Here is a 24,510-nt window from a genome sequence, read left to right on the forward strand (position 1 = left end):
AAATACAATCAATAATCAGCGTCTTCAAAGCTTGGCTGACCTGGCCGGCAAGGCGTCCTCGCTTATGAACGGCCCCATGAACCCATCGCAAACCCATCCTGTACTGATGCTGGTCAGCCGCCGTGCCAAGCCGCAGCATGAGGCCGCGTTCGAATGGCTGATGGCGGAGTTCATCACCCACGCCGAGGCGTATCCGGGCTGTCTTGGCGCGCAGTTGGTCCATCCGGGCGATGACGCCAGCGTGGACGACATGCTCTACCACGCACTGCTGGCCTTCGATCAGCCCGGCAGCCTGGCAGCTTGGCAAAACTCCCCCGAGCGCGCTGCAGGCCTGGCCGCCATTGCGCCCTATATCGAAGGACCGGAGACGGTGCGCGGCATCTCCGGGCTGGCACATTGGTTTCAAGCGCCGAGCAGCGCCAAGCCGACTCAGCCGCCACGCTGGAAAGTCGCGGTCGTCACCTGGCTGGGCATCTTCCCGACGGTGTACCTGCTGTTCCTGCTGTTGGGCAATCTGCTCGCGCCCTGGACTTTGCTGGCGCGCATCTCGCTCCTGACGGTGCTGGTAGTGACCATCATGACCTGGGGCGTGGCGCCGCAGCTGACCCGCTTGCTCAAGCCCTGGCTGTTTCCCGCCGCGCCGGCCAAGCACAAGGGCCAAACCGGCTAGGCGGCCGTTGGCCAGCGCGATCCACGATGCGCGGTCGTGCGAGGGCTACTGAGCGCCCAGCAGCAGTGCGCCATCCCAATGCTCGTCGGCCTTGCCATCGACAAAGCGCCACATGTCGAACCAGGTCGTGGTGTAAGGCGGGCGTTTGCCGCTGGGGTCTTTCACCTCGCGCACAAAGGCCACTGTGACCAGATCGCCTTCGGCCACCACCGACACCACAGGCGTTTTCATCTTCGTCGGAATCGCCGAGGGCTGCCTCTTCAGCACATCCTTGAAGAAGCTCACCACCGCTGCGCGGCCACTGGCGGCATTCGGGTTGTGCTGGATGTAGCGCTCGGTCAGGTACTGATCAGCCAGCTCCCAGTGATTGGCCTCCAGCAGATCGCGGACGATGTGATACGCCGCCTGCTTGTTGCGCTCAAGCTTAGGGTCCGCGCTGTGGAACAGCGCCTCTACATCACTGGCCGCGCGCACGGCTTCCTGCGCCAGCGCGCCGTGGGACACAGCAAGGCAGCTAGCAACCAGCGCCGCAACACTACACACACGATTCAAGCGCATCACGATTCCTCCAGGCAGGCACTCATAGAGCCAATTCAGGCAAATTACATTTTTACGCGCCAATGCTCAGACGCGAAGGGCGCGAAGGGAAAACAAAGTTTCGCAAAGAAAAGCGATTTTCTTCCCTTTGCAGAGGCGGCGAGTCAAAGCGCCCGGCACGGCGCTGTTCGCAGGCAGCGTAGCAGAATCGGGAAAGCGCGTTCTAGGTCGGCGCTTTGAAAGCGCGCAGGTAATAGTTGTCAAACTCCGCCTGCTCGACCAGCACAAAGCCGTGGCGCTGATAGAAGCGGTTGGCCTCGCTGCCCCGCAGCGCGCCGACGCGTACCGGCAGCAGCAAGGCATCCGCCTCGGCGAACACCTGCGCCAGCACCGCCGCGCCAATGCCCCGGCGCTGCTGGGCCGGATCGATATAGAGATGATCGAGCAGCACATGCGCCGCTTCGCGCTTGCTGACCACAAAACCGACGCGCAGGCCATCCACCACAACATGCCGTGTCGCCGCCGCCACAAAGCCCGCCGCAAAGCGCGCCCGCGCCCGCTCGGGATCAAACCGCCCGATGCGCTCCAGACTCTCGCGCATCGCTGCGATGCGCAGCGCGAGCAGGGATTCGAAGTCTTCGGCGGTGGCGGGGAGGAAGGTAATGTCCATGTTTCTGGCCAGAGTCGAGGCCTAGACGTAGCCCGGATGCAGCGCAGCGAAATCCGGGAGCGGTGTTTAATTCGAGAAAGTTCCCGGATTCCGGCATCTGCCTGCATTCGGGCTACTTGCTGCTTAGTCCATCCCGCTGTCAGCGGCTGATTTGTTGGCTAGCAGAGGAACGCTGGTTCCACTGGGTAACTCCTCTGCTCTGGACTGTGTTTGCCAAACGATGTCTGCAATCTCTTTAATACGATCAACAATCGGCTTTGCGTCTGTACCCAATTTTCCGAGTACAACACCAGCATCACCTATCAACCCCCAAAATCGATCAAGGTCGGAGACTTTTTTGTGCATTTCCGATTGCAACTTTTCAAGTCTGCTCAACAGTCTTCGTTGATGGTCTTTTTCAAGGCTAACTGTTTGAGAGATAAGCTCTCTAATTTGATTGATCAGCAACTGAACTCTTTCTAGGTCGCCCTGAGAGAATTCGTAGGAAAAACCTGAGCTAAGAGCGGTTCTGAAGTGCGACCTGAGTGACGTAATCTTTAGCTTAGATGATTCAGCAATACAGTACTCTTCTTGAGAGTTTAGATAGGCGAAGGTTAGTTTGCAGTCTTGGTCTCTATTTCCGCTAATTGCGAAATTTGGTGGAGTAATGTCGAGTAGTTTTGATTCTATTATTTCAGTAATTAAGGCATACGCTTCAAGTAATACTTGGTAGTCCTGCTCTGTCCACTCCGCTGTGTTTTTGGTTAAGTTTTCTCGTGCAACGTTTATCAAAATGATCATGCCATGCAAGGGATCATTCTTTAGGTCTTCCAGAAATTTTTCAGAGAAAATCATGGCCACTCCCAAAACGTATTAAATAATTATCGAAATGCTAGTTAGTTCATGTTGATGTATTTCAAATGGAATATCAAGCAGCCTGAAAAATGCAGACTTTTGATTGGCAGCGCCCATACAAGCCCCGCGCAAGCTTGCTCCAACGCATAACCCCCACGTAACCCCTCTGCCACCATAGCCGCATCCCACCCTTCCGGAGCGCGCCATGAAGATTGCCATTCCCACCCAGGATTACCTCACCGTCAGCGGCCATGCCGGGCAGGCGCATCATTGGTTGGTGTATGACCTGGCGGGTTACGCGGCGGGGCAGGTGTTGCCGCAGCCGGGGCGGGTGGAGTTGTCCAAGGAGCAGTTGCCGCATTACTTCAAGGATGACGGCCCGCATCCGCTCGATGGTGTGGGGCTGATCGTGGCGGGCAGTGCGGGCGATGGTTTCATTCGCCATATGCACAAGCGCGGCACCGATGTGCTGCTGACCGGCGAGACCGATCCGGCGACGGCGGTGACGCGGGTGATCGCGGGCGAGGCGCTGCCGGACAAGCGCTTTGACATCACCACCGTGTTCTGCAAGTTGCACGATCTGTTTTCGCGGCACTGAGCGGGCTTTGCACGCTGAACTAGCGGTAGCGTGATTCGAGCAGGTCGATTTCGCGTACCAGGCGGCGTGAGGTGGCGTCGGAGATTTCTTCGGCGCGGGCGAGCCGGAAGATGGCTTCGCGCTCGGCCTGCATGGCGGTGAGGCGCAGGCGGGTTTCGATCTTGTCGGCCTGGCGCAGCATCTGCGCTTCGTTGTGGTCGTGATGACTACCGTTGAGGCGGCGCTGGTAGAGCGCGATCAGGCGCGTGGCGGCGAGCTGGTAGATCTCGGCATCGGTGGATTCGAGCAGCAGCTTGCGTTCGGCACCTTCGATGGCGTGGATGGCGGCGAGCGCAGCGGTGTGGCGGGCGTGGTCTTCCTGCTGTTGTGCGGCAGGTTCTTCGGGCAGGGCGAGGCCTTGCAGCAGGCGCGGCAGGCCGATGCCGGCCATCACCAGGGAGATGAGGATCACCGCGGTGGCGAGGAAGATGGCCAGATCGCGCGCCGGGAAGGGCGAACCGTCGGGCAGCGCCAGCGGCAGGGCCATCACGCCGGCCAGGGTCAGGCCGCCGCGCACACCGGCCAGCGAGGTGGCGAGCACCAGGCGCCAGTGCGGCGTCTGCATCGGCTCGCCTTTTTTGCGTGCCGCGAACAAGGTCAGCCGCAGCGAGACCCACACCCAGACCAGGCGCAGCAGGGTCAGGCCGAAGGTGATGGCCAGTGCATAGATCAGCAGCCACCAGCGATTCAGATGCCCGCTTTGCTCGACCGAGTCAGCGGCGCTGCGCAGCATGTCGGGCAATTGCTCGCCGAGCAGGACGAACATGGTGCCGTTGAGTGCGAACTGGATGGTGTTCCACACGGCGGTGCGCTGCACGCGGGTGCTGGCCAGGGCGCGGCCGGAGAGCTCGACATAGCTCATGCTGATGCCGGCGGCGACCGCCGCGAGGATGCCCGAGGCGTGCAGGCGCTCGGCCAGCAGATAGGCGCCGAAGGGAATCAGCAGGCTGATCAGGATCGGCGAGCCGTTCTCTTCGCCGACATAATCGGCCAGCCAGTGCTGGGCGAAGGTGGTGATGCGCGTGACGGCAACGCCAATGGCCAGCCCGGCCAGCGCCACCCAGAGGAAGGACAGCGCAGCGCTGGCCGGCGAAAAGCTGCCGGTGAGCACGGCGGCCACCGCAAAGCGGAAGCACACCAGGCCGGTGGCATCGTTGAGCAGGGATTCGCCTTCGAGGATGTGCTGCAGGCGTTTGGGCATCGGCACCCGCGCGGTGATTGAGGAGACGGCGACCGGATCGGTCGGCGAGACGATGGCCGCCAGCGCAAAGGCGACCGGCAGCGGCATGGCCGGAATCAGCCAGTGGATGAAATAGCCGGCGCCGAGCACGGTGAACAGCACCAGGCCGAGGGCCAGTTCGATGATCGTGCCCTTGTCGCGGAACAGGCCGTCCTTGGGGATGCGCCAGCCGTCAAGGAACAGCAGCGGCGGCAGGAACAGCAGGAAGAAGATCGACGGGTCCAGCGTCACGCCATGCGTGGAGAAGGCGGCGATCAGGGCGCCCAGCGCAATCTGCACCAGGGGCAAGGGCAGCGAGAGGGGCAGGACGCGCACCAGATAACCGCTGGCCACCACCGCCAGCAACATGGCCAGAACAACCTCAACCGAATCCATTCAGCGTTCCTGATTTACGTACACGCTGCAGTGTACGCGTTCAGCGCGCAGTCTCGTGCGCTGCTTCTGTGGCGGGGCGCAATCAGCCTTGCCTTAGCGCGCGCTGAGGCGCGCCAGCAGCTGCCTCGCTGCCTGAGCAAGCTCCTCAAGCTGCGTGCTGGGCAGCGCAAAGCGATGCCGCTGGCGCTGGCCGTGCAGGCTGCAGTCGAGCCCGTAGCAATCGATGCCCAGCAGGCGGATGTGCTCGGGCAGCTCCGCTGAGAGGGCGCGCAAGAGCTGCGCTTCGTCTTCCAGCGTGAGCGTATCGAGTGCTTGCCAGTCGTCTGCTTCGAGCCAGCCCATGCGGCCGACGCCGCCGATGTAGCGCAGGCGCAGCGGTTGCAGGCGGAAGAAGCGGAAATCGAGCGCCAGATATTGCGCGGCCTCCGGCTGGTAGCGCAGATAGCGGTCGACCAGCAGGGGCGGCGCGTCGATGGGCCTGCAGTCACCGATCAGGCTCAGGCGCGGCGCAGCTTGCACGCTGCCGTGCTCGGGGGCGACCAGGGACAGGCTGCTGCGCGCATCGGCCAGCAGGTTGCGGGTGTGCTCGGCGAGCAGGCTGACGAAGAGGATGGGGCAGTGCGCCGCGTCGGTCACGCAGGGCACGGCGGTGGCGTAAGGGTAGCCGGGCAGCTGCTGCGATTGGGTGGCGAGCGTGGCGTGCTCGGCGCTGTGCAGCAGGGTGGCAACTTCAGCGGGATGGATCTTCATGCCGCCATTTTGCGCCCAGGGCGCGAGGCCGTGGTGCGGAGAGGCAATGGGCTGCTCACGATTTTGGTTTGTGGAATATTGGCGGCCGATGAATTTTGACGCGAAGGACGCGAAGAAAAACAAAGGGTCGCAAAGGAAACCTGTTTGATGCGACCGGGTTTGTTTTGAGCGCTTGAAAGGTGCGCAATCAGGCCGCACGGACCTTGATTCCGCTTGGCCGAATCAATGCTTCGCTGCCCTTTGCGTCAACGCCCGCAGGGCCCGCTCCCCGGCGCTCAGGCGCTGAGCATCGACAAGGCGGCGGCGCGCTGCACGCGGGCCTCGTCGAGCAGGCGGTCGAGCTGTTCGCGGGCGACTTCCTTGAAGGCGTCCTGACGCCGCACGATCAGCTCTTCGAGCGACAGGATGCTGAAGGGATTCGGCGTGCCGGCAGCGCTGTTGGCCAGGTAGATGATGTCCGACAGCGAGCTGGGCGGCCAGTTGCCGCTGGGCGCGTCCTGGTTGTCGAGGGCGTGCACGATCAATTCCGGCGTGCCCAGGGCGCTGAGCACCTGCTGGCTGACCTTGTGGTGCCAGAGCAGGATGAATTCGGACATCTCGTCCTGCTCCTGCAGCAGTTCGGGGTAGGCGTGCACGCGGCCGAGCAGGAAGAACTGGCCGATGTCGTGCACCATGCCGGCGAGCAGGGCGGTGTCGGGCGTCACGGTGTCGTCATCGAGCTGCAGGGCGATGGCATAGGCTAGCGAGGCGACATCCAGGGTGTGGCGCCAGAGCTGTTCGGCCAGGCGCGAGACCGGCGCGAACTCGGCGGCAGTGGCCATCTGGTCGCCGATCACCGCCATCGCGATGATGCGCGTGTTGCGCAGGCCGATGCGCATCAGGGCGCGATGCACGTCGGTGACTTCTTCGCCCTGGCGGTTGTAAAACGCCGAGTTGGCCATACGTAGCAATTTCACCGAGACCAGCGGTTCGAGACCGACGATGCGCGCCACGGTGGCGATGCTGGCGTCCTCCTCCTCCAGAGCGCGGCGGATTTTCAGCGCTGCCTGCATGCTGGTGGGGAAAGTCAGTTCGCCGGAGGCGAGTTCGCGGTCGAGGTCGGCGGCAAACTGTGCGCGGCGTTCTTCAGGGCTGCTCATGGCGTATTCCTCTATCAAGGGCATAGTTGTTTTCGGCACAAGGGCCGTGTAACTTCAATGCAGATTCAAACCCCGACTCACCAGCGATGGCACAGATGACTAATCCCCTGCTCGAAACTCAAGGTTTGCCGCGCTTCGACGCGGTGCTTCCCGAACATGTTGCCGGCGCGGTGGAGCATTTGCTCGACGAAAACCGTGCCCTCGTCGCCCAACTGGAGGCCGCCACCGAGGCGCCCGACTGGGACAACTTCGTGGCGCCGCTGATCGATTCCAGCGAGCGCTTCTCGCGCGCCTGGGGCGTGGTCAGCCACCTGCACAGCGTGATGGATACGCCGCAATGGCGCGAGGCCTACAACGCCCAGCTGCCGGCGGTGTCGGCCTATTTCGCCGAGCTGGGGCAGAACCTCAAGCTGTTCTCGCGTTACAAGGCGCTGCGCGAAAGCCCGGCCTACGCCCAGCTCGATGCGGTGCGCCAGCGTATCGTCGATAACGAGGTGCGCGACTTCCGCCTGTCGGGCGCCGAGTTGCCCGAGTCGGACAAGCCGCGCTTCAAGGCGATTGCTGAAGAACAGTCCAAGCTGGCGGCCAAGTTCTCCGAGAACGTGCTCGACGCGACCAATGATTACAGCCTGCTGGTGACGGATGAGGCCGAACTCGCCGGCATTCCCGACGATGCGCGCGCCGCGGCGCGTGCCGCCGCCGAGAAGGCGGGCAAGAGCGGCTGGCAGTTCGGCCTGCAGATGCCCTCTTACCTGCCGGTGCTGCAGTACGCTGACCACCGCCCGCTGCGTGAAGCGCTGTACCGCGCTTACGCCACGCGCGCCTCGGAATTCGCGCCGGATGGCGTGAGCCCGAGCAGCCACCCCGAGTGGGACAATGCGCCGAACATCGACCGCATCCTCGCGCTGCGGGCCGAGGCCTCGCGCATGCTCGGCTACCGCAATTACGCCGAAGTCTCCCTGGTGCCCAAGATGGCCGATTCGCCCGAGGCGGTGCTCGACTTCCTGCGCGATCTGGGCCGCCGTGCCAAGCCCTTCGCCGTGCGCGATCTGCAGGAACTGCGTGCCTTCGCCGCCAGCGAGCTGGGCCTTGCCGACGTGCAGCCCTGGGACATTGCCTGGGCCTCGGAAAAGCTGCGCCAGCAGCGCTACGCCTTCTCCGAGCAGGAGGTGAAACAGTACTTCCCGCAGCCGGTGGTGCTGGCCGGGCTGTTCAAGCTCATCGAGCAGCTCTACGGCGTCAGCATCACGGCCGACACGGCGCCGATCTGGCATGAGGATGTGCGCTTCTTCCGCATCGAGCGCAAGGGAGTGAACGGCAGTGAGCTGGTCGGCCAGTTCTATCTCGACCTCTACGCACGCGACACCAAGCGCGGCGGCGCGTGGATGGACAGCGCCATCACCCGGCGCCGTGTCAGCAGCGGCGTGCAGACGCCGGTGGCCTACCTGGTCTGCAATTTCCCCGGCCCGGTCGATGGCAAGGCTCCCACTTTCAGCCACGACGATGTCATCACCCTGTTCCACGAATGCGGCCATGGCCTGCATCACCTGCTGACGCGCATCGACGAGCTGCCGGTGTCCGGCATCGCCGGCGTCGAGTGGGACGCGGTCGAGCTGCCCAGCCAGTTCATGGAGAACTTCTGCTGGGAGTGGGACGTGCTGCAGGACATGACTTCGCACGTCGACACCGGCGCCAAGCTGCCGCGCGCGCTGTATGACAAGATGATTGCCGCGAAGAACTTCCAGAGCGGCATGCAGACGGTGCGCCAGATCGAATTTGCGCTGTTCGACATGCGTCTGCACCACGACTACCAGCCCGGTGGCGAGAAGCGCATGCTCGATGTGCTGGCCGAGGTGCGCGAAGAAGTGTCGGTGATCATTCCGCCGGCCTGGCATCGCTTCCCGAACAGCTTCAGCCACATCTTCGCGGGCGGTTACAGCGCCGGTTACTACAGCTACAAGTGGGCTGAAGTGCTGTCGGCCGATGCGTTTGCCGCCTTTGAAGAAGCCGCCAAGGCCGGCAATGGCAGCGTGCTCGATCGCGCCACCGGCGAGCGCTTTGCCAAGGAAGTGCTGGGGGTGGGCGGCTCGCGCAGCGCGCTGGAATCCTTCACCGCCTTCCGTGGCCGGGCACCGCAGGTTGACGCCCTGCTGCGTCACAGCGGCATGGTCGAGGAGACGGTGTGATGAAAGCGCTGGTCTGCCTGATCGCCTGCGCCCTGCTGGCCAGCGCCTCCGCACAGGAGGTGTTTCGCTGGACCGACAAGAACGGCAAGGTGCATTACGGCGACCAGCCACCACCGGAAGCTGACGCCAAGGCGGCCAATCTGGTCAAGAACCGTGTCAGCGCCGATGGCGAGAGTTTCGAGACGCGCCGTGCGGCGCAAATGGCGCCATTGACGCTCTACACCGGCGCCGATTGCAAGGAGCTGTGCACGCAGGCGCGTGACTTCCTCAAGAAGCGCAAGCTGCCGTACAGCGAGCAAAGCATTACCACGCCGGAGCAGCTAGCCGCCTTCAGCCGGCAAAGCGGCCAGCAGACGCCGCAGGTGCCGACCCTGCAAGTCGGCACGCGCTACATCGAAGGCTTTGCGCCAGGCAGCTGGGGCAGCGCCATCGATGTTGCGGGCTATCCCAAATAAGCGAGCCTCGCTTAGTCGCTTAGTCGCTTAGTCGCTGAGGCGCCCGGTCAGCTTGTCCATCACCCAGGCGGTGCGTGCGCCGCTGGCGCCGTCGCTGCTGCAGCGTGAGAGGCCGCGCAGCTGGTCGACGATGCTCTGGATCAGCGGTTGATGCACATGCGGCGGATTGGCGATGGCGATGCTGCGTGCGCCCTCGGCGTTTTCGAGGCGCAGCGCTGAATCGTCAAAACAGCTCAGGCGCAGAATGCCTTCGCTGCCATGAATGGCGATCTCGTCGACACTGTCGCCGGTCGAGAAACACCACTGACCGACACCTTGCACGCCCGAGGCGAAACGGAAACTGCCGCTGACGATGTCCTCGGCCTTGTAGAGCCCGGCCTGATTGCCGGCAAAGCCCTGCACCGCACTGATCGGACCGAACAGATCATCGAGGAAATCGAGCTGGTGACCTGCCATGTCGAAGAAATGGCCGCCGCCCGAGATCGCCGGATCGATGCGCCAGGCCAGCTTGGGGTCACGGTCAGAAGCCAGCGGCGGGCGATGCAGGCGTACGCTGGCAAAGCGCACCTGGCCGATGGCGCCTTCGGCGATCAGCGCCTTGGCCTTGACGAAGCGCGGCAGCGCGCGGCGGTAATAGGCCACGAACAGCGGCACTTGCGCGGCACTGCAGGCTTCGACCATGTCCACACTCTCGGCGTGTGACAAAGCCATCGGCTTTTCGACCAGCATCGGCTTGCCGGCCGCGGCACAGCGCAGCACGTAGTCCTTGTGCGTCGAGGGCGGCGTGGCGATGTAGACGGCGTCGACATCCGGGTCATTGATCAGCGCGTCCGCGTCGTCGTACCAGCGCGCCACACCATGGCGCCGTGCGTAGTCGGCGGCCAGTTCGCCATTGCGGCGCATCACCGCGACCAGCTGCGAACCTTCGGCTTTCTGGAAGCCGGGGCCGCTCTTCACTTCGGTGACTTCGCCACAGCCAATGATGCCCCAGCGGATGATGTTTGCCATGATTGTCGATGTTCCAGAATTATTACAATAGGGTAGCCGGCGTCGCCTCTGCGCGGGGCCGGACAAGCACTGCGTTGTGGCAGACGGCGCCGCGCAGGCTCGGGTGACTGCGCAGTATAGCGGTGCGCGGTGTTGCTTCGTACAGCGGCGCAGAATCTGCTCAGCCCGGCAGGAACAGTTCTTCGCGCGCGGCCGAAGTGATCGCAACGACGCAGGGGTGGCTGATGCGCCGTTCGGCCGAAATGGCGTAGAAAGCCTGCGAGAGTTCGTTGCTGCGTCCGATCACTTCGACACCGTACTGGGCGCAGGTTTCCGCCTCCAGCACGCTGGGCGAGGCGAAGACGCCGCGCGCTTCGCGGCCGAAGGCCTTCATCAGCGCGCCATCGTCGAATTCACCGAGCACGCGCGGATGCAGCCCATGCTTTTCCAGCCAGGCCTGGAAATCGCCCCACAGCGCAGCGTCGTCACCCATGCACAGCAAGGGCAAGTCGTTCAGGCAGGCCGGGAAGGCCTTCCTGCTTTGCTTGCGCAGGCTGCGAGCGGCGAAGAAGCTAAGCCCCGATTTGCCCAGCGGGTGATTGAAGACCTTGACGCGCAGACCGGGCGGCACTGGCTTGTCGGAGAGGACCAGATCCAGCCGGTGCATGGCCAGCTCGGAGAGCAGGTTGTCGAGCTTCCATTCGCGGCAGACCAGCTTCACCGCCTCGGGCAATTGCGTGGCGGGTTCGAGCAGGCGGTAGGCGACCGATTTGGGCACAGAATCGGCGATGCCGACGCGGAACTCGATCGCCAGACCTTGCGGTGTGTCGTTGCGCAGCGCGCTCTCCAGCTCGGCGCCCAGGGTGAAAATATCATCGGCATAGGCGAGGGCGATCTTGCCGGCATCGGTGAGCTCCAGCTTGCGCCCGCTCTTGCGGAACAGCGCCTTGCCCAGTCGATCTTCGAGCAGCTTGATCTGCCCACTGAGCGTTTGCGGTGTGATGTGCAGCTTCTCGCTGGCGCGCGCCATGCTGCCCGCTTTGGCGATGGTCCAGAAGTAATGCAGATGTTTGTAGTTCATCTTTCACTTCGAAAAAGTCGATGCTTTGTGAACATTAATTCGATTTTTCACCGCAGTCCATCATCGCTAGATTAGGGGCTGTCCACAGTCATCGCAGAAACCTGCAGTGGCTTGCGGACATACCCAGTCTTCACACCTAATGGAGCGGACCATCATGCAGATTGAACTTCATACGACTGACTTGAGCTTGAGTGAAGCCATTCGCGAGTACATCGATCGTCGAACCGGCTTTGCGTTCTCACGCGTGCAGGATCGCGTGCGCCGCGTCGCCATCCATCTGAGCGACATCAACGGGCCACGTGGCGGGATCGACAAGCGCTGCAGCGTGCAGGTTCATCTGCGCTCGGCCCCCTCGGTCATCGTCGAGGAAGCTGATGCCGATGTGTATGTGCTGCTCGATCGCGCCCTGGCGCGTGCCGGGCGCGTCGTCACCAAGCGCATCGAGCGCAGTCACTCACTGCAGCGCGTGCGCCAGGCGAGCCTGGATGTGGCAATGACGGATGGACGTGTTTGAGGAGACGACGATGAGACATTACCCCAAGAACAGTTTGCAGGCGGCTACGCGCATCGTGGCCTTGGCCGTGCTCGCGGATGGGCAGTTGCAGGCGCGCGAGTTTGAAGCCCTGCGTCGCTCGCAGGTGGCTGCCCGGCTCGGACTTTGCGCCGAGGATTTCGACCGCGTCTTGCAGGAGTTCTGCAGCGATCTGCTGAGCAGCGCCAAGGTCGATGCGGACGCGCACTGCCAAGTTTCGCCAGCCATCGTCGAGCGCTTGCTCGCCGACATCGATCACCCGCTGCTGCAGGCCGAGCTTGCGCGTCTGGTGGTCAGCGTGATCGATGCCGACAATACCCTGCATCGCGGCGAATCGCTGCTCTTCAAGGCCTTGCTGCAGCACTGGCCCTGCATCGGTGGCCAGCGCGTCAGTGAGGCTCCCGCCGTGCCTCAGCTGCCCGCTTACGGTGCTGAGGCGCGCATCTACTGAGCGCTTGTGCGCGCAGCCGCAACGCTCCCGCCGCGCAGGTGGGGGCGTCGGCGCTGCAGGCATGCTCAGGGGATATCCGGCACAAAGCTGGCTTCGACGCCATTGACGCGTCGCACGCTCTGATCGGTGATGCTTGCTGCGCCCTCACTTTGCAGGACCAGATTGCGCGCGGTATCAAGCTGCAGATGCAGTTTTCCGTGTGCGCTTGCTGAGCTCAGATCCAGTATTTTTCCGTCGAATGCAATTTGGCTACGCGTTGCCAGCGTGGCGGCGCGAAAGCGTGCGAAGTCGCGGGCATCGTGCAGTGCTTCCGCCGCGCTGACCCACATCGCGAATGTGCCGCGCGCCGTGCTTGGCGTGGTGCTGTGGGTAGCAGTAAGGCGCACGGCCTGGTTGGCGAGACCATCGTTGATGAGCTGCAGATTCACGGCTTGATTGCGGGTGTCCCAGGCGCCGAGCGGGCGCAGCGCGAGCGCGACATCTTCACGCTGCACGAACAGGGTCTGGCCTGCGGCAATGCTGATGCTTTGTGCAACGAAGGGCGCAAAGTCGAAGCGGCCCAGCGTGCGTGCGACGCCGCCTTGCGCATCGAGCGCGACAAAATCCAGCGCGGCCAGCTCGATCTCGGTCTGGCCGGCAATCGTCGAGTACAGCCAGGCGCGCACGCTGACCGCGCCATTTGGTGCGCGCTGTTCGAAGTCGTGTGTGCTGAAGTCGGCGCCGCCCTTGATGCGTTCGATATGTTCGCTGCCGATCAGTTGATGTGCAGCGTCGTAGAAGTTGAGGTAGAGCGCGATCTCGCCACCACGCAGGCGCGCGCTGAAGCGGTAGCGTTCGCCCGCTTTCACCGGAAAGTTGCGTGATACGCCCAGGCCTTTGCTGCCGTCCTGATCGCGCAGGCGCAGGATGTTTTGTGCCTGCTCGCGGTGAATGCTGATCTGCGTTGCCTGCCCGTCTGGCGCTGGCTCAAAGCGCCATTGGCTGGTCTGCGTGAACAAATCCAGTCGTTGATCGTCGAGCCAGAAGCTGGCATCGGCAGGCAGGATGAGGACTGATTCCAGCGCGCTGTTGAAGTTGCTGTCATTGCTGCCGCTGGCGGCGAACAAGACCTCGCGCTCGCGCTGCACGCTGGCGAGGAAGGGCCGCAGGTGCAGGGACTTTAGGTGGCCCGAGCCGGGTTCGACGATGCGCTGCGTGCCGTAGTAATCGCGGCGACCCTCCATGAGATAGCTGATTACCGGCACGTCCTGCCCGCTGCCGAGGCTGATCGCCAGCGGTGCGGTGTCCATGTTGTAGTAATTGGCCTGCGCCGAGGCAATCGACAGATTCTTGCCGAGGTAATGACTCAGGCGCTGCTGCGGTCCTTCGCCCCAGCGGCTTTCGATGAAGCGCGGCAGCGGTGCGCTGAGCCACTTCACGGCATTCGCCGATGGCATGGCAAAGGCATACGCGTTGTACGGGGTCTTGGGCGCCGTGTTGCCGGCGCTGTCAAACCAGCCGGCGCGGGCCACCAAGGCATTGATGTCACCGACGTTGAACAGGCGGTTGTAGTCACGGCTGTGCGTGCCGCCCAGACGGGCTGCGGGCGCGTACCAGTGCAGGGCGATATCGCTCCATACCGCGTCCAGCCCGGCCTGCGCCAGGGCGCGGGTGTCTTGGTCGGGCGCCAGATTGCGCAGCAGGGCGAGGTTGTCCAGATCAACGCCGTAATAGGTCGGGCTCAGATACTCGGTAATGCCGACGCGCGCGGTGTAGCGCAGCCAGTCGCGCAGCATGGTTTTGCCTTGCGCAATGAGCGCTGTGTCCTGAAGGCAGCGGCCCAGCGCGACGAGGTTCCAGGCCTTCATCAGGTAGATATTGGTGTAGCTGATGTTCACGCTGTGGCGCGTGATCCCGGTGCGTGCGAGTTCCAGCATGGCCTGCAGCGGCGCGCGCTGCGCGGGTGTGAGGCGATCCGCGTAGAGCAGCCACAGCAGTGTGGCGTGACGCATGACGAATTCGATGCCATTGCGGTCGGTGATCTGCGTGTCGCCCGCGTACCACAGCATATTGCCGTAGCTGCGGCTGGCCGGATCGCGATCCTGCATGCTGGCCAACGCCGTGAGGCTTTGCGCGATGCGCGCGTCGTCGTAATGGCTGGCGAGGCCGTCGAGGGCCAGGGCGATGAGCTCGCGCGAAGTCGTGCCGTTTTTCAGCGTGCCGCCGGCGAAGTAGCGCTGCCAGCGCGCATCGACCGAGCTTTGCAGGGCGCCCGATACGTCGGCGGAGGGCGCCCACAGCGGTGCGGCCTGGGCGACCGAAACGGCGAGCCCCCAGAGAAGACTGCAGAGAACAGTAAGCCAGCGCATCAACTCTCCCTTAAACTCGGGGGCACCGAGAATACGAACGAATCTGCCCCATGAAAATCGCTACCTGGAACGTCAATTCATTGAAGGTTCGCCTGCCGCATCTGCTCGACTGGCTGGCGACGACGCAGACCGACGTGGTCTGCCTGCAGGAGCTCAAGTGCGAGGACAAGGCTTTCCCGCTCGCCGAGATCGAAGCGGCAGGCTATCACGCGGTTTTCAATGGTCAGAAGACTTATAACGGCGTGGCGATCATTTCGCGCAGCGAGGCGACCGACGTCGTGCGCAACATCCCCGACTTTGCTGACGAGCAGCGCCGCATCATCGCGGCGACGGTGGACGGCGTGCGCGTGGTGTGTGGCTATTTTCCGAATGGTCAGGCGGTCGGCTCTGAAAAGTTTGCCTACAAGCTGCAATGGCTTGAGGCGCTGACCACATGGCTGCGCAGTGAGCTGGCGCAGCACGCGCAGCTGGTGCTGGCGGGCGACTACAACATCGCGCCCGAAGACCGCGATGCGACAGTTGAATGGCAGGATGAGATCCACGTCTCGGTGCCCGAGCGCGAAGCTTTTCGCGCGCTGCTGGCACTGGGGCTGACGGATGCATTCCGCATGTTCGAGCAGGGTGACAAGCTCTACTCGTGGTGGGATTACCGGATGATGGCTTTCCGCCGCAATATCGGCCTGCGCATCGATCACCTGCTGGTGTCGGACGCGCTACGCGCGCGCGTCACCGGCTGCCTGATCGACAAGGCGCCGCGCAAGCTTGAGCGGCCCTCCGACCATGCGCCGGTGGTGCTCAGTCTGGCTGCCAGCTGAGCTGCGCCCGGCTTCCCGCCCGCCCGATTGCTGAGCGGGAAGCCTGAGATGCCTGCTCAGCCCTGCTTGAGCGAAGCCATGTCGATGACGAAGCGGTATTTCACGTCAGCCTTGAGCAGGCGCTCGTAGGCATCGTTGATCTCTTCCATCTTGATCACTTCGATGTCGGAGCTGATGTTGTGCACGCCGCAGAAGTCGAGCATTTCCTGTGTCGCCGGAATGCCGCCGATCAACGAGCCGGACAGTGATTGGCCGGAGACGACCATCGGCATGGTGTTGAGCGCCGGCTCCAGCGGGCCGAGGTAGCCGACCAGGGTCAGCTTGCCCTTGAAGGTGAGCGTGGGAATGTAGGGGTTGAGGTCGTGCACGTAGGGCACGGTGTCGACGATCAGATCGAACTGCCCGGCCACTGCTGCCATCTGTTCGGGGTCCGTCGACAGCACCACATGATGCGCGCCGAGGCGGCGGGCGTCGGCTTCCTTGCCCGGCGAGCGCGTGAACAGCGTGACTTCAGCGCCGAGCGCATTGGCCAGCTTGAGCGCCATGTGGCCGAGGCCACCGAGGCCGACGACGGCGACCTTCTTGCCCGGGCCGATATTGGCATCCTTGAGCGGCGACCAGGTGGTGATGCCGGCGCAGAGCAGGGGCGCGGCGCCCTTGAGGTCGAGATTGTCGGGCACGCGCACGACGAAGTCCTGCTTCACCACCACCTTCTCGGAATAGCCGCCATGGGTGGGCGTGCCATCGATGCGGTCGACGCCGCCATAGGTGAAGGTGGGGCCTTCCTTGCAATGCTGCTCCTGGCCCTGCTCGCAGGCGACACAATGGCCGCAGGAATCGACCAGACAGCCGACGCCCACCGCATCGCCCACCTTGAACTTGCTGACGCCGGCACCGACGGCGATCACGCGGCCGACGATCTCATGACCCGGCACGACCGGATAGCTGGTCCAGCCCCAGTCGTTGCGTGCAAAGTGCAGATCGGAATGGCAGACGCCGCAGTAGAGAATGTCGATCACGACATCGTCATTGCGTGGTGCGCGCCGCGCCAGGGTGTAGGGGCCGAGCGGGCTGGTGGTGGAGGTGGCCGCGTAGGCGCGAACATTGTTGCTCATGATCTTCCCTTTGAATGACCGATGTACTGGAAACGGCAGGCAGGCTGCGCGTGGAATGCGTGGGCGGGCGCGCTCAGCGATCGACCATGGCTTGCATGGCGGGCGAGTAGCGCTCGCCTTCAATCTGGATCGCAGCGAGTGCGGCGCTGATCGCGGCGAGATCCTCGGCGCCGAGCGAGACATTCGCCGCACCAAGGTTTTCTGTCAGGCGATGCAGCTTGGTGGTGCCCGGAATCGGCACGATCCAGGGCTTTTGCGCGAGCAGCCAGGCCAGCGCGATCTGCGCACGCGTCACGCCGCGCGCGGCAGCAATCTCGCCGAGCAGATCGATCAGGCGCTGGTTCGCTTCACGCGCCTCGGCGGCAAAGCGCGGCACACTGGCGCGGATGTCTTTCGCATCGAATTGGGTGTCCGCCGTGATGGCGCCGGTGAGAAAACCGCGTCCGAGCGGGCTGAAAGGCACAAAGCCGATGCCCAGCTCTTCGAGCACCGGCAGCACGCTGTCTTCCGGCTCACGCCACCACAGCGAGTATTCGCTCTGCAGCGCGGTGACCGGCTGCACGGCATGCGCGCGGCGGATCGTCGCCACGGAGGCTTCCGAGAGGCCGAAATGGCGCACCTTGCCTTCGGCGATGAGATCTTTCACCGTGCCGGCTACGTCCTCAATCGGCACGGCCGGGTCGACGCGATGCTGGTAGAAGAGATCGAGCACATCGGTCTTGAGGCGTCGCAACGAGGCCTCGGCTACGGCGCGGATGTGTTCCGGGCGGCTATCGACGCCGCCAAGCACGCCTGCCACGCCATTGCTGCCGGCGCCGATGCGGAAGCCGAACTTGGTGGCGATCACCACCTTTGAGCGGAACGGCGCCAGCGCTTCGCCGAGCAGTTCTTCATTGACATAGGGGCCGTAGACCTCGGCGCTGTCGAAGAAGGTGACGCCCATTTCATAAGCGCGGCGGATCAGCGCGATGCTCGCCGCCTTGTCCTGCGCCGGGCCGTAGCCGTGGCTGAAGCCCATGCAGCCCAGGCCGATGGCCGAGACTTCCAATCCATTCTTGCCCAGTACGCGTTGCTGCATGCTCAATCCTCCCTGTCGTGATGCGCGGCTCTGTGCGCAGCCGACACTGTAGGCGTCGCGATGTCGCGTCACTAGCCGTAAAAGCCTTGCACCAGTATCAAGTAATTATTGATAATCAGATTTTGGGGCGGGGTTTTCAGCGGATGCCGATCAATGAACTACGTGCCATCTCCACCCTGGCCAAGGCGGTGGAGCTGGGCAGCCTGCGCAAGGCTGCCGCAGCCCAGGACATGACGCCACAAGCGGCCAGTCAGGCGCTGGCCCAGCTTGAAGCCCATCTGGGTGTGCGTCTCCTGCATCGCACCACGCGCAATATTGCGCTGACCAGCGAAGGGCGCCAGTTCCTCGAATCCGCCCAGCCCGCGCTGGCTGCGCTGGAGCGTGCCGTGCAACGTGCACGCAGTGCGAAGGATGAAGACCAGGGCACGCTGCGCATCGTCGGTCCGCGCTCATGCTTCCTGCCGGTGTTGTGGCCCGTCGTCGACGAATTCTGCAAGCAGTATCCCGGCGTGCAACCCGATGTGCTGCTCGATGATCGCATCGGCAACTGGGTGCGCGATCAGGTCGATGTGGGCTTCCGCTTCAGCAGCCAACCCGAAGAGGGGCTCATTGCGCGCCGCCTGTTTCCGCTGCAGATGATCATTTGCGCCAGTCCGGCTTACCTAGCGGCGCACGGCGCACCGGACTCACTGGAGGCGCTGGCCAGCCACCACTGCTCCGCCTTCCGCCACCCGGCCAGTGGCGCACTGATGCCCTGGTATTTCACCATCGACGGCACCTTCGTGCAGCGTGACATTTCGCCGGCCTTCACCACCAATGATGCCGAGGTCGAAGTGGCCAGCGTCATGTCGGGTCACTGCATCGGCTTGCTCACCAACACCTCGGCAGCCACCGCGATCCGTGAGGGCCGCCTGGTGCCGCTGCTCATCCAGCATGTCTCCGAGCACTACGGCGTGTATATCTACTACGGTAGCCGCAAGGCCCAGCCGGCCCGCGTGCGTGCCTTCATCGATCTGGCGATTGCACGTCTGGCCGACAATCCGGCGTACTTTCTCGGCACCGAGGAACTGCAGGCGGCCGAAGCGCAGGGCCGCCGCGCCATGGCCGCACGCTGAAGCCTGCCGCGGCTTATTCGAAGACGTTCGGCACCATCATGCTCTCGGGCACCGGCTGGCGGATGTACTCGGGGTTGTACACGCGCTCGGGCAGCACCACGGCTTCGCGTTCGATCTCGTGATAAGGCATCTGGCTGAGCAGGTGATGGATGCAGTTGAGGCGCGCGCTCTTCTTGTCGACCGCCTGCACCACCCACCACGGCACTTCGGGGATGTGCGTGCGCTCGATCATCGCCTCCTTGGCCTTGGTGTAGTCCTCCCAGCGGCGGCGTGATTCGAGGTCCATGGGCGAGAGCTTCCACTGCTTGAGCGGGTCGTGGATGCGGCCGAGGAAGCGCAGGTGCTGCTCATCATCGGTGATCGAGAACCAGTACTTGATGACCTGGATGCCCGAGCGCACCAGCATGCGTTCGAACTCCGGCACCGAGCGGAAGAACTCTTCGTATTCCTCATCTGAGCAAAAGCCCATCACGCGTTCGACGCCGGCGCGGTTGTACCAGCTGCGGTCGAACAGCACCATTTCGCCCGCTGCAGGCAGATGCGCGACATAGCGCTGGAAGTACCACTGCGTGCGTTCGCGATCATTCGGCGCAGGCAGGGCGACGACGCGGCAGACGCGCGGATTGAGGCGCTGGGTGATGCGCTTGATGACGCCACCCTTGCCGGCGGCATCGCGCCCTTCGAACAGGATGACGACCTTGTGGCGCGTGGTGGCGACCCAGTCCTGCAGCTTGACCAGCTCGCTCTGCAGGCGGAACAGCTCGCGGAAGTAGCGCTGGCGGCGCTCCTTCTCCAGCTGGGCGTGGGCCGGGTCTTGATCGACGAGTGTATCGAGTGAGCGATCCTCGATTTCCAGTTCCAGCTCTTCGTCGTAGCTGTCGAGCAGGTCGCGGGCGATGCGTTGCTGCAGTTCGTTGGTGTCGATGTAGTTCATGGCAGACCGGTGGGCACAAAGATCTGCCGCAGTCTGCCGCCCTCAGATGACAGGCTTGCTACGCCGACCGCTCAGCGCGATTCCTTGATCACACGCCCGGAAGCCGGCTGGATCGGCCGCGCATTGTTCGGGTAGAAGCGTGAGAACACGTTCAGCTGCTCGGCCGACAGCTGCACCGGCTGCTTGAGCACCAGCCACAGCACACCCTCGCTGCAGGGCGGCGTGGTGAGCGAACCCATGTAGCTGAAATAGGCGCGTTTCTCGGGCAGCAGGTCGGCGATCTGGATGCTGACGCGCGGCGCGTATTCCTCGTTCTTTTCCAGCGGCAGGTTGTTCCACAGGGTCTGGATCAGCGGATTGCTGGCACCGACTTCGAACAGCACGGCAAGCACCGCCAGGCGGCCTTCGCTGTCGCGATGCACGAGGTGGGCAACCATCTCGAAGCTCTTGCCGTCGATGCGTTCTTCCGCCGGATGGTGGAAGTGCATCTGCACCAGATCGTAGCTGCGCCCCATCACGCTCAGGCGCGAGCCCTGGCCGTAGGTGATCTGGATGGTGTGGCCATTGTCGACGATGCGGAACATCGAGGGCTTGTAGTCGAACTGGATCGCTTCCTGGTCGACCTTGATGCCGTCGCGGATGTCGATCGGCGATTGCCGCGTGCCGCGTGCGCAGGTGGCAAATTGCGGGTCCAGCTTGTCCCAGTTGGCCGGGCCGTTCTCGCCCTCGTAGCTCCAGTGCAGATCGTGCGAGCTGTGCGGCGTGGTGCTGGAGCGTGCCGCAGCAATCGCCGCGGCCAGTGCCGGGTTGACGCTGTTCGTACGCGAGGGAGTGCTGCGGCGGATGATCGCCGGGTCACGCGCACGCGGCGGCACCACCAGCGGTGCGGGCGGCGGGATTTCCTCGCGGGTGACGCGGCGCGGCAAGGCAGGCGCTTCTTCGGCGCTATTGCGCGGGCTGCTGGCGCCCGGCGCGGCGCTCAGGCTGCCCTTGGCCTCGCTGGCCGGTTTTTCTGCGACTTCCTCCTTGGCCAGGCGGATATTGGCGCGGCGCAAGCTGGGTTTGTCTTCGAGTTCGGCGCGGGCCATCTGCTCCACCGCCTGTTTGGCGACCTTGCGCAGATCGGTGGCGCTGGCCGGTTTGCAGACTTCGTTGAAGAAGCGGTCGTCGATGGTGCCGGTCTTCACGGCGCTCGGCGAGGTGGCGTCGATGCGGTCCTCGCGCATGGTGCGCTCGTCGTCCGACAGATAGACGCGCTTGACGATCATGAAGCTGTGGCTGCGGCAGTCATAGCGATTGAGCGCGCGCACGCTGCGATAGCCATAGATCTTGGCCTGTTCGTCAGAGAGCACGATGCGGCCCCAGGCGACCTTGCTGCCAGCGTCGGAGGGCAGGATGCTGGCGCGGTCGAGTTCGACGCGGCGCTGCGCATCGCTGGCGACGGTCAGCCAGTCAGCCGCGCAGGCCGCGTGGCACAGGCAGATCAGCAGGGCAGACAGGAGGGGACGCATCACGGTGTTTCTCTCGCATGGGCTGGACACCAGAGATTTCGGCCTGAAACAGGTGAGCTTTAGCGGCGATTCTGCAGTCTTGCCCGGCAAAGTTTGCCGCTGCGCCTGTGTGTGCCGGGCGCAGAGCCTTTGTGCAAGCCTGTGTGGCGTTTTTTGCCGGGCGCGGCAAGGCGGCAAAAGCCGCCGCTGATTCAGCGTCCACGCCTCTTGGCTGAGCGCCTGAGCGTGGTGAATGGAGGTTTTTCTAACCGTTCTTAACGCTTATTTACCCAAATGGCGCGCCGGTATGCAGGCATTCTGGCCAGAGATTTGCTGTAGGGATGACGTGAAGCTGCCACAGAACATGTCGGCGCTTCGATCCAGGCCAACCTGTTAAAGGGGATGATCATGAGCATCAGTAATGTAAGCAGCGCGTCTGCATCGCTGGTGCAGATGTCTCGTCACAAACCGGATACCAGCAAACTCGCAGCCCAGCTCTTTGCGCAGCTTGACAGCAAGGGGCTTGGCTACATTAATAAAAGTGACCTGCAGAACGCGGTCTCCAGTGCCAGTGCCACCAGCAGTAGCACCGGCAGCGTTGATGAACTGTTCACCAAGCTCGACAGCAATGGCGATGGCAAGGTGAGCAAGAACGAATTCTCGGATCTTCTGCAGAAGCTGGCGGATTCGCTCGATCAGCAGGCCATGAACGCGCGTTTGCAACAATCCGGGACGGCGCTGGAGGATAGCGGACTGACCCAGGCGCAACTGGGCAGCATGGCCAAGGAATTGTCGGTGAGCGACAGCAAGCGCGCCTCGTTGATGAGCGATCTGGCCGCCAATTTTGACAAGGCCGACGCTGATCACGACGGCAAGGTAACGATCAAGGAGGCCATGGCCTACGCGGACAGCAAGAAAACAGCCAGCACGAGTCAGACGCTGACGACCGCCGATGCTTCCGCCAGCGATTCGCAGGCGCGCATGCTGCAGCAGCTCCTGCAGTTGGCACAGGCCTATGACAGCCGCAGCAAGACGTCCAGTACGGGGCTGTCGGTGTCGGTCTGAACTGCATTCGATGGCAATTGTGAAGATTTGCAAATCGACGTAAAACACTTAAAGCTTGGTCTTGGCGCAGGGAGGCCTTGACTACCATGACACTGCTTCATTTTTGTTTGATTTAAAATTGCCTAACCCTATGAACCCGCAAGTCGTGCTTGTTGATGATGATGCCGAACTGATCGGCATGCTCAAGGAATACCTCGAAGCCGATGGCTTTGATGTCGCCATCGCCAACAATGGCGAGCGTGGCGTCGCTGAGGCGCTCAGCGGCCGCTACGCCATCGCCGTACTCGATGTGATGATGCCCGGCATGTCCGGCATCGAGGCGCTGGGCCGCATCCGTGCCCAGAGCAGCATGCCGGTGCTGATGCTCACCGCACGCGGTGACGATACCGACCGCGTGGTGGGCCTTGAACTGGGCGCTGACGACTACGTGCCCAAACCCTGCACGCCGCGTGAGCTGGCCGCGCGCCTCCGCGCGATCCTGCGCCGCAGCCGCCAGGAGAGCAGCAATACCGGCGGCAATGTGATCAGTGTCGGCGATCTGTCGGTGTGGCCCGAACAACGCCGCGCCGAGTGGGCAGGCCGCTCGCTGGAACTGACCAGTACCGAATTCAGCTTGCTCGAAGTGCTGGCGCGCAATGCCGGTCAGGCGGTCGGCAAGGCAAGCCTTTCCGAACAGGCCCTGGGTCGGCCGCTGACGCGGTTTGACCGCAGCATCGACGTGCACATGAGCAGCATCCGCCACAAGCTGGGCTTGCTGCCGGACGGCCGCTCCTGCATCCAGACGGTTTATCGCAAAGGCTACCAGCTCATTCGCGTATGACATCCCTGGGCACGGGACGCCTGTTCTGGAAAATCTTCTTCGTTCTGGCCCTCGTGCAGTCGCTCGGGGTGCTGAGCGTGGGGGTGTTGTTCAGCCTGCATTTCCGTGAAACACGCCAGGAACAGGCCGATGCGCAGCGCGACGGACGGATGCCGCCTGCGCCTTGCCGTCCTGCGCCGGGAGACCGGGCGCCGCCCCCGCAGTCCGCTCATGATGCGCCAGACAAGCCGCCGGCACCGGATTGCTGGCCCCAGGACGAGCGCCGCCGCCCGCCGCCGCCACTTCTCCCGCTACTGCCTTTGCTCACCACGCTGGCCTTCAGCTTGGTCTGTGCGGCCCTGCTGGCCTGGTACTTCGCCAAGCCGATCCGCAATCTGAAAAGCGCTTTCGACGCGATGGCGCAAGGCAATCTGAAAGTTCGCCTGGGCAAGCTGATGGGCCGCCGTCGCGACGAACTGGCTGATCTGGGGCACGATTTCGACCGCATGGCGCTGCGCCTGCAGTCTCTGGTCGATGGCCAGCGGCGTTTGTTCCACGATGTCTCGCACGAGATGCGCTCGCCGCTGGCACGCATGCAGGCCGCCATCGGCCTGGCGCGGCAGCAGCCGCAACGCGCGGCGGAAACCATGGATCGCATCGAACGTGAATCGGTGCGCATGGATGGTCTGGTCAGGGAATTGCTGACCCTGGCGCGGCTGGAGTCGGGCATGTCCGACGGCCCGCGCGAAACGGTGTTGCTCAACGAGCTGCTGAGCAATCTGGTTGATGACGCCCGCATCGAGGCTGAAACGCGTGGCTGCAGCCTCCATTTCAGCGAGCAGGGCGAACCGCGTATCGAGGCCGATTCGGAACTGCTGCACCGCGCCTTCGAAAACATCTTGCGCAATGCCATCAAGCATTCGCCCGAGCAGGGCGAGATCCGCATCGACGTCGACGCCATTGCGGCGGACAAGGTGCAGGTGCGCATCAGCGATCAGGGCTCGGGCGTGCCGGAGTCAGCCCTGGCCAGCATCTTTCAGCCCTTCTATCGCGCCAATACCGCCGTGCGCGGCGATGGCCATGGTCTGGGCTTGGCGATTGCCCAGCACGTGGTGAATCTGCACGGCGGCAGCATCGTCGCCGAGAACCTGCCGGGCGGCGGCTTCTGCATGCGGATAGTCTTGCCGGTTCTGAAGGACTGAGCAGG

At 63.5% G+C, this 24,510-nt stretch carries 24 protein-coding genes; 11 read left to right on the plus strand and 13 right to left on the minus strand.

What is annotated here, in order from left to right; genetic code table 11:
- The first annotated feature begins 76 nt into the window (after positions 1-76).
- On the plus strand, positions 77-670 hold the full coding sequence (locus ABDB84_RS10185; protein ID WP_345919617.1) for an antibiotic biosynthesis monooxygenase: 594 nt from the start codon (positions 77-79) through the stop codon (positions 668-670).
- Positions 671-715: 45 nt separating this feature from the next.
- Here the strand turns inward: ABDB84_RS10185 and ABDB84_RS10190 are convergent, their stop codons facing one another.
- The 3 genes from ABDB84_RS10190 to ABDB84_RS10200 all read right to left on the minus strand — a co-directional run bounded on the left by ABDB84_RS10190 (position 716) and on the right by ABDB84_RS10200 (position 2,711).
- Positions 716-1,228, minus strand: coding sequence for a nuclear transport factor 2 family protein (locus ABDB84_RS10190; protein ID WP_345919618.1), 513 nt, complete (start codon positions 1,226-1,228; stop codon positions 716-718).
- Between the two features lie 202 nt (positions 1,229-1,430).
- Entirely contained in the window at positions 1,431-1,877 is a 447-nt protein-coding gene (locus ABDB84_RS10195) for a GNAT family N-acetyltransferase (RefSeq protein ID WP_345919619.1), read from the minus strand.
- Positions 1,878-2,000: 123 nt separating this feature from the next.
- On the minus strand, positions 2,001-2,711 hold the full coding sequence (locus tag ABDB84_RS10200) for a hypothetical protein (protein WP_345919620.1): 711 nt from the start codon (positions 2,709-2,711) through the stop codon (positions 2,001-2,003).
- Between the two features lie 205 nt (positions 2,712-2,916).
- On the opposite strand from ABDB84_RS10200, the gene ABDB84_RS10205 reads away from it, so the two are divergent.
- Entirely contained in the window at positions 2,917-3,309 is a 393-nt protein-coding gene (locus ABDB84_RS10205) for a NifB/NifX family molybdenum-iron cluster-binding protein (protein ID WP_345919621.1), read from the plus strand.
- Between the two features lie 19 nt (positions 3,310-3,328).
- On the opposite strand, the gene ABDB84_RS10210 is transcribed toward ABDB84_RS10205, so the two are convergent.
- The 3 genes from ABDB84_RS10210 to ABDB84_RS10220 form a co-directional block, all read right to left on the minus strand.
- Positions 3,329-4,963, minus strand: a complete 1,635-nt coding sequence (locus tag ABDB84_RS10210) for a Na+/H+ antiporter (protein ID WP_345919622.1) — start codon at positions 4,961-4,963, stop codon at positions 3,329-3,331.
- Positions 4,964-5,056: 93 nt separating this feature from the next.
- Complete coding sequence (locus tag ABDB84_RS10215; protein WP_345919623.1) at positions 5,057-5,713, minus strand: HugZ family pyridoxamine 5'-phosphate oxidase; 657 nt, start codon at positions 5,711-5,713, stop codon at positions 5,057-5,059.
- Between the two features lie 275 nt (positions 5,714-5,988).
- On the minus strand, positions 5,989-6,852 hold the full coding sequence (locus tag ABDB84_RS10220) for an HDOD domain-containing protein (protein WP_345919624.1): 864 nt from the start codon (positions 6,850-6,852) through the stop codon (positions 5,989-5,991).
- 95 nt (positions 6,853-6,947) lie between these two features.
- On the opposite strand from ABDB84_RS10220, the gene ABDB84_RS10225 reads away from it, so the two are divergent.
- Together ABDB84_RS10225 and ABDB84_RS10230 are read left to right on the plus strand one after the other, a co-directional pair.
- Positions 6,948-9,038 carry a M3 family metallopeptidase gene (locus tag ABDB84_RS10225; RefSeq protein WP_345919625.1) on the plus strand — a complete coding sequence of 697 codons (2,091 nt, stop codon included), beginning with the start codon at positions 6,948-6,950 and terminating at the stop codon, positions 9,036-9,038.
- Positions 9,038-9,493, plus strand: a complete 456-nt coding sequence (locus tag ABDB84_RS10230; protein WP_345919626.1) for a DUF4124 domain-containing protein — start codon at positions 9,038-9,040, stop codon at positions 9,491-9,493. The genes ABDB84_RS10225 and ABDB84_RS10230 overlap by 1 nt, the downstream gene beginning before the upstream one ends.
- A 27-nt stretch (positions 9,494-9,520) precedes the next feature.
- Here the strand turns inward: ABDB84_RS10230 and ABDB84_RS10235 are convergent, their stop codons facing one another.
- A complete protein-coding gene (locus ABDB84_RS10235) occupies positions 9,521-10,501 on the minus strand; it encodes a Gfo/Idh/MocA family protein (RefSeq protein ID WP_345919627.1) in 981 nt (326 codons plus the stop codon).
- Between the two features lie 160 nt (positions 10,502-10,661).
- Positions 10,662-11,561 (minus strand): transcriptional activator NhaR, encoded by a 900-nt coding sequence (nhaR, locus tag ABDB84_RS10240; protein ID WP_345919628.1) that lies wholly within the window; start codon positions 11,559-11,561, stop codon positions 10,662-10,664.
- Between the two features lie 154 nt (positions 11,562-11,715).
- Between nhaR and ABDB84_RS10245 the strand changes: the two genes are divergently transcribed.
- Together ABDB84_RS10245 and ABDB84_RS10250 are read left to right on the plus strand one after the other, a co-directional pair.
- Complete coding sequence (locus tag ABDB84_RS10245; protein WP_345919629.1) at positions 11,716-12,075, plus strand: HPF/RaiA family ribosome-associated protein; 360 nt, start codon at positions 11,716-11,718, stop codon at positions 12,073-12,075.
- A gap of 10 nt (positions 12,076-12,085) precedes the next feature.
- A complete protein-coding gene (locus tag ABDB84_RS10250; protein ID WP_345919630.1) occupies positions 12,086-12,544 on the plus strand; it encodes a hypothetical protein in 459 nt (152 codons plus the stop codon).
- 65 nt (positions 12,545-12,609) lie between these two features.
- On the opposite strand, the gene ABDB84_RS10255 is transcribed toward ABDB84_RS10250, so the two are convergent.
- Positions 12,610-14,892, minus strand: coding sequence for a hypothetical protein (locus tag ABDB84_RS10255; protein WP_345919631.1), 2,283 nt, complete (start codon positions 14,890-14,892; stop codon positions 12,610-12,612).
- 50 nt (positions 14,893-14,942) lie between these two features.
- On the opposite strand from ABDB84_RS10255, the gene xth reads away from it, so the two are divergent.
- A complete protein-coding gene (xth, locus tag ABDB84_RS10260; protein WP_345919632.1) occupies positions 14,943-15,707 on the plus strand; it encodes an exodeoxyribonuclease III in 765 nt (254 codons plus the stop codon).
- 56 nt (positions 15,708-15,763) lie between these two features.
- Here the strand turns inward: xth and ABDB84_RS10265 are convergent, their stop codons facing one another.
- Together ABDB84_RS10265 and ABDB84_RS10270 are read right to left on the minus strand one after the other, a co-directional pair.
- Positions 15,764-16,822: an NAD(P)-dependent alcohol dehydrogenase gene (locus ABDB84_RS10265; protein ID WP_345919633.1), complete on the minus strand. Its 1,059-nt coding sequence runs from the start codon at positions 16,820-16,822 to the stop codon at positions 15,764-15,766.
- A 73-nt stretch (positions 16,823-16,895) separates the two neighbouring features.
- Positions 16,896-17,900: an aldo/keto reductase gene (locus ABDB84_RS10270; protein ID WP_345919634.1), complete on the minus strand. Its 1,005-nt coding sequence runs from the start codon at positions 17,898-17,900 to the stop codon at positions 16,896-16,898.
- 143 nt (positions 17,901-18,043) lie between these two features.
- On the opposite strand from ABDB84_RS10270, the gene ABDB84_RS10275 reads away from it, so the two are divergent.
- Complete coding sequence (locus ABDB84_RS10275) at positions 18,044-19,015, plus strand: LysR family transcriptional regulator (RefSeq protein WP_345919635.1); 972 nt, start codon at positions 18,044-18,046, stop codon at positions 19,013-19,015.
- Between the two features lie 13 nt (positions 19,016-19,028).
- Here ABDB84_RS10275 and ppk2 read toward each other — a convergent pair whose 3' ends face one another.
- Both ppk2 and ABDB84_RS10285 read right to left on the minus strand, forming a co-directional pair.
- Positions 19,029-19,949 carry a polyphosphate kinase 2 gene (gene ppk2 / locus ABDB84_RS10280; protein WP_345919636.1) on the minus strand — a complete coding sequence of 307 codons (921 nt, stop codon included), beginning with the start codon at positions 19,947-19,949 and terminating at the stop codon, positions 19,029-19,031.
- Between the two features lie 71 nt (positions 19,950-20,020).
- Positions 20,021-21,460 (minus strand): carbonic anhydrase, encoded by a 1,440-nt coding sequence (locus ABDB84_RS10285; RefSeq protein ID WP_345919674.1) that lies wholly within the window; start codon positions 21,458-21,460, stop codon positions 20,021-20,023.
- 387 nt (positions 21,461-21,847) lie between these two features.
- Between ABDB84_RS10285 and ABDB84_RS10290 the strand changes: the two genes are divergently transcribed.
- The 3 genes from ABDB84_RS10290 to ABDB84_RS10300 all read left to right on the plus strand — a co-directional run bounded on the left by ABDB84_RS10290 (position 21,848) and on the right by ABDB84_RS10300 (position 24,505).
- Entirely contained in the window at positions 21,848-22,504 is a 657-nt protein-coding gene (locus tag ABDB84_RS10290; protein ID WP_345919637.1) for an EF-hand domain-containing protein, read from the plus strand.
- Between the two features lie 130 nt (positions 22,505-22,634).
- Positions 22,635-23,324 carry a response regulator gene (locus ABDB84_RS10295; protein WP_345919638.1) on the plus strand — a complete coding sequence of 230 codons (690 nt, stop codon included), beginning with the start codon at positions 22,635-22,637 and terminating at the stop codon, positions 23,322-23,324.
- On the plus strand, positions 23,321-24,505 hold the full coding sequence (locus ABDB84_RS10300; protein WP_345919639.1) for a HAMP domain-containing sensor histidine kinase: 1,185 nt from the start codon (positions 23,321-23,323) through the stop codon (positions 24,503-24,505). Before ABDB84_RS10295 ends, ABDB84_RS10300 begins: the two co-directional genes overlap by 4 nt.
- Positions 24,506-24,510 lie beyond the last annotated feature (5 nt).

The organism is Uliginosibacterium sediminicola, from assembly GCF_039631295.1.
Taxonomy (GTDB): domain Bacteria; phylum Pseudomonadota; class Gammaproteobacteria; order Burkholderiales; family Rhodocyclaceae; genus Viridibacterium; species Viridibacterium sediminicola.

Bases quoted from the DNA above. Each gene is read 5' to 3' on its own strand.
- ABDB84_RS10290 (WP_345919637.1), top strand. From the start codon at position 21,848: ATGAGCATCAGTAATGTAAGCAGCGCGTCTGCATCGCTGGTGCAGATG.
- ppk2 (WP_345919636.1), bottom strand. From the start codon at position 19,949: ATGAACTACATCGACACCAACGAACTGCAGCAACGCATCGCCCGCGAC.
- ABDB84_RS10245 (WP_345919629.1), top strand. From the start codon at position 11,716: ATGCAGATTGAACTTCATACGACTGACTTGAGCTTGAGTGAAGCCATT.
- ABDB84_RS10205 (WP_345919621.1), top strand. From the start codon at position 2,917: ATGAAGATTGCCATTCCCACCCAGGATTACCTCACCGTCAGCGGCCAT.
- ABDB84_RS10230 (WP_345919626.1), top strand. From the start codon at position 9,038: ATGAAAGCGCTGGTCTGCCTGATCGCCTGCGCCCTGCTGGCCAGCGCC.
- ABDB84_RS10235 (WP_345919627.1), bottom strand. From the start codon at position 10,501: ATGGCAAACATCATCCGCTGGGGCATCATTGGCTGTGGCGAAGTCACC.
- ABDB84_RS10250 (WP_345919630.1), top strand. From the start codon at position 12,086: ATGAGACATTACCCCAAGAACAGTTTGCAGGCGGCTACGCGCATCGTG.
- ABDB84_RS10200 (WP_345919620.1), bottom strand. From the start codon at position 2,711: ATGATTTTCTCTGAAAAATTTCTGGAAGACCTAAAGAATGATCCCTTG.
- ABDB84_RS10255 (WP_345919631.1), bottom strand. From the start codon at position 14,892: ATGCGCTGGCTTACTGTTCTCTGCAGTCTTCTCTGGGGGCTCGCCGTT.
- ABDB84_RS10190 (WP_345919618.1), bottom strand. From the start codon at position 1,228: ATGCGCTTGAATCGTGTGTGTAGTGTTGCGGCGCTGGTTGCTAGCTGC.
- ABDB84_RS10185 (WP_345919617.1), top strand. From the start codon at position 77: ATGAACCCATCGCAAACCCATCCTGTACTGATGCTGGTCAGCCGCCGT.
- ABDB84_RS10270 (WP_345919634.1), bottom strand. From the start codon at position 17,900: ATGCAGCAACGCGTACTGGGCAAGAATGGATTGGAAGTCTCGGCCATC.
- ABDB84_RS10225 (WP_345919625.1), top strand. From the start codon at position 6,948: ATGACTAATCCCCTGCTCGAAACTCAAGGTTTGCCGCGCTTCGACGCG.
- ABDB84_RS10220 (WP_345919624.1), bottom strand. From the start codon at position 6,852: ATGAGCAGCCCTGAAGAACGCCGCGCACAGTTTGCCGCCGACCTCGAC.
- ABDB84_RS10265 (WP_345919633.1), bottom strand. From the start codon at position 16,822: ATGAGCAACAATGTTCGCGCCTACGCGGCCACCTCCACCACCAGCCCG.
- ABDB84_RS10300 (WP_345919639.1), top strand. From the start codon at position 23,321: ATGACATCCCTGGGCACGGGACGCCTGTTCTGGAAAATCTTCTTCGTT.
- ABDB84_RS10210 (WP_345919622.1), bottom strand. From the start codon at position 4,963: ATGGATTCGGTTGAGGTTGTTCTGGCCATGTTGCTGGCGGTGGTGGCC.
- ABDB84_RS10215 (WP_345919623.1), bottom strand. From the start codon at position 5,713: ATGAAGATCCATCCCGCTGAAGTTGCCACCCTGCTGCACAGCGCCGAG.
- ABDB84_RS10285 (WP_345919674.1), bottom strand. From the start codon at position 21,460: ATGCGTCCCCTCCTGTCTGCCCTGCTGATCTGCCTGTGCCACGCGGCC.
- xth (WP_345919632.1), top strand. From the start codon at position 14,943: ATGAAAATCGCTACCTGGAACGTCAATTCATTGAAGGTTCGCCTGCCG.
- nhaR (WP_345919628.1), bottom strand. From the start codon at position 11,561: ATGAACTACAAACATCTGCATTACTTCTGGACCATCGCCAAAGCGGGC.
- ABDB84_RS10195 (WP_345919619.1), bottom strand. From the start codon at position 1,877: ATGGACATTACCTTCCTCCCCGCCACCGCCGAAGACTTCGAATCCCTG.
- ABDB84_RS10295 (WP_345919638.1), top strand. From the start codon at position 22,635: ATGAACCCGCAAGTCGTGCTTGTTGATGATGATGCCGAACTGATCGGC.
- ABDB84_RS10275 (WP_345919635.1), top strand. From the start codon at position 18,044: ATGCCGATCAATGAACTACGTGCCATCTCCACCCTGGCCAAGGCGGTG.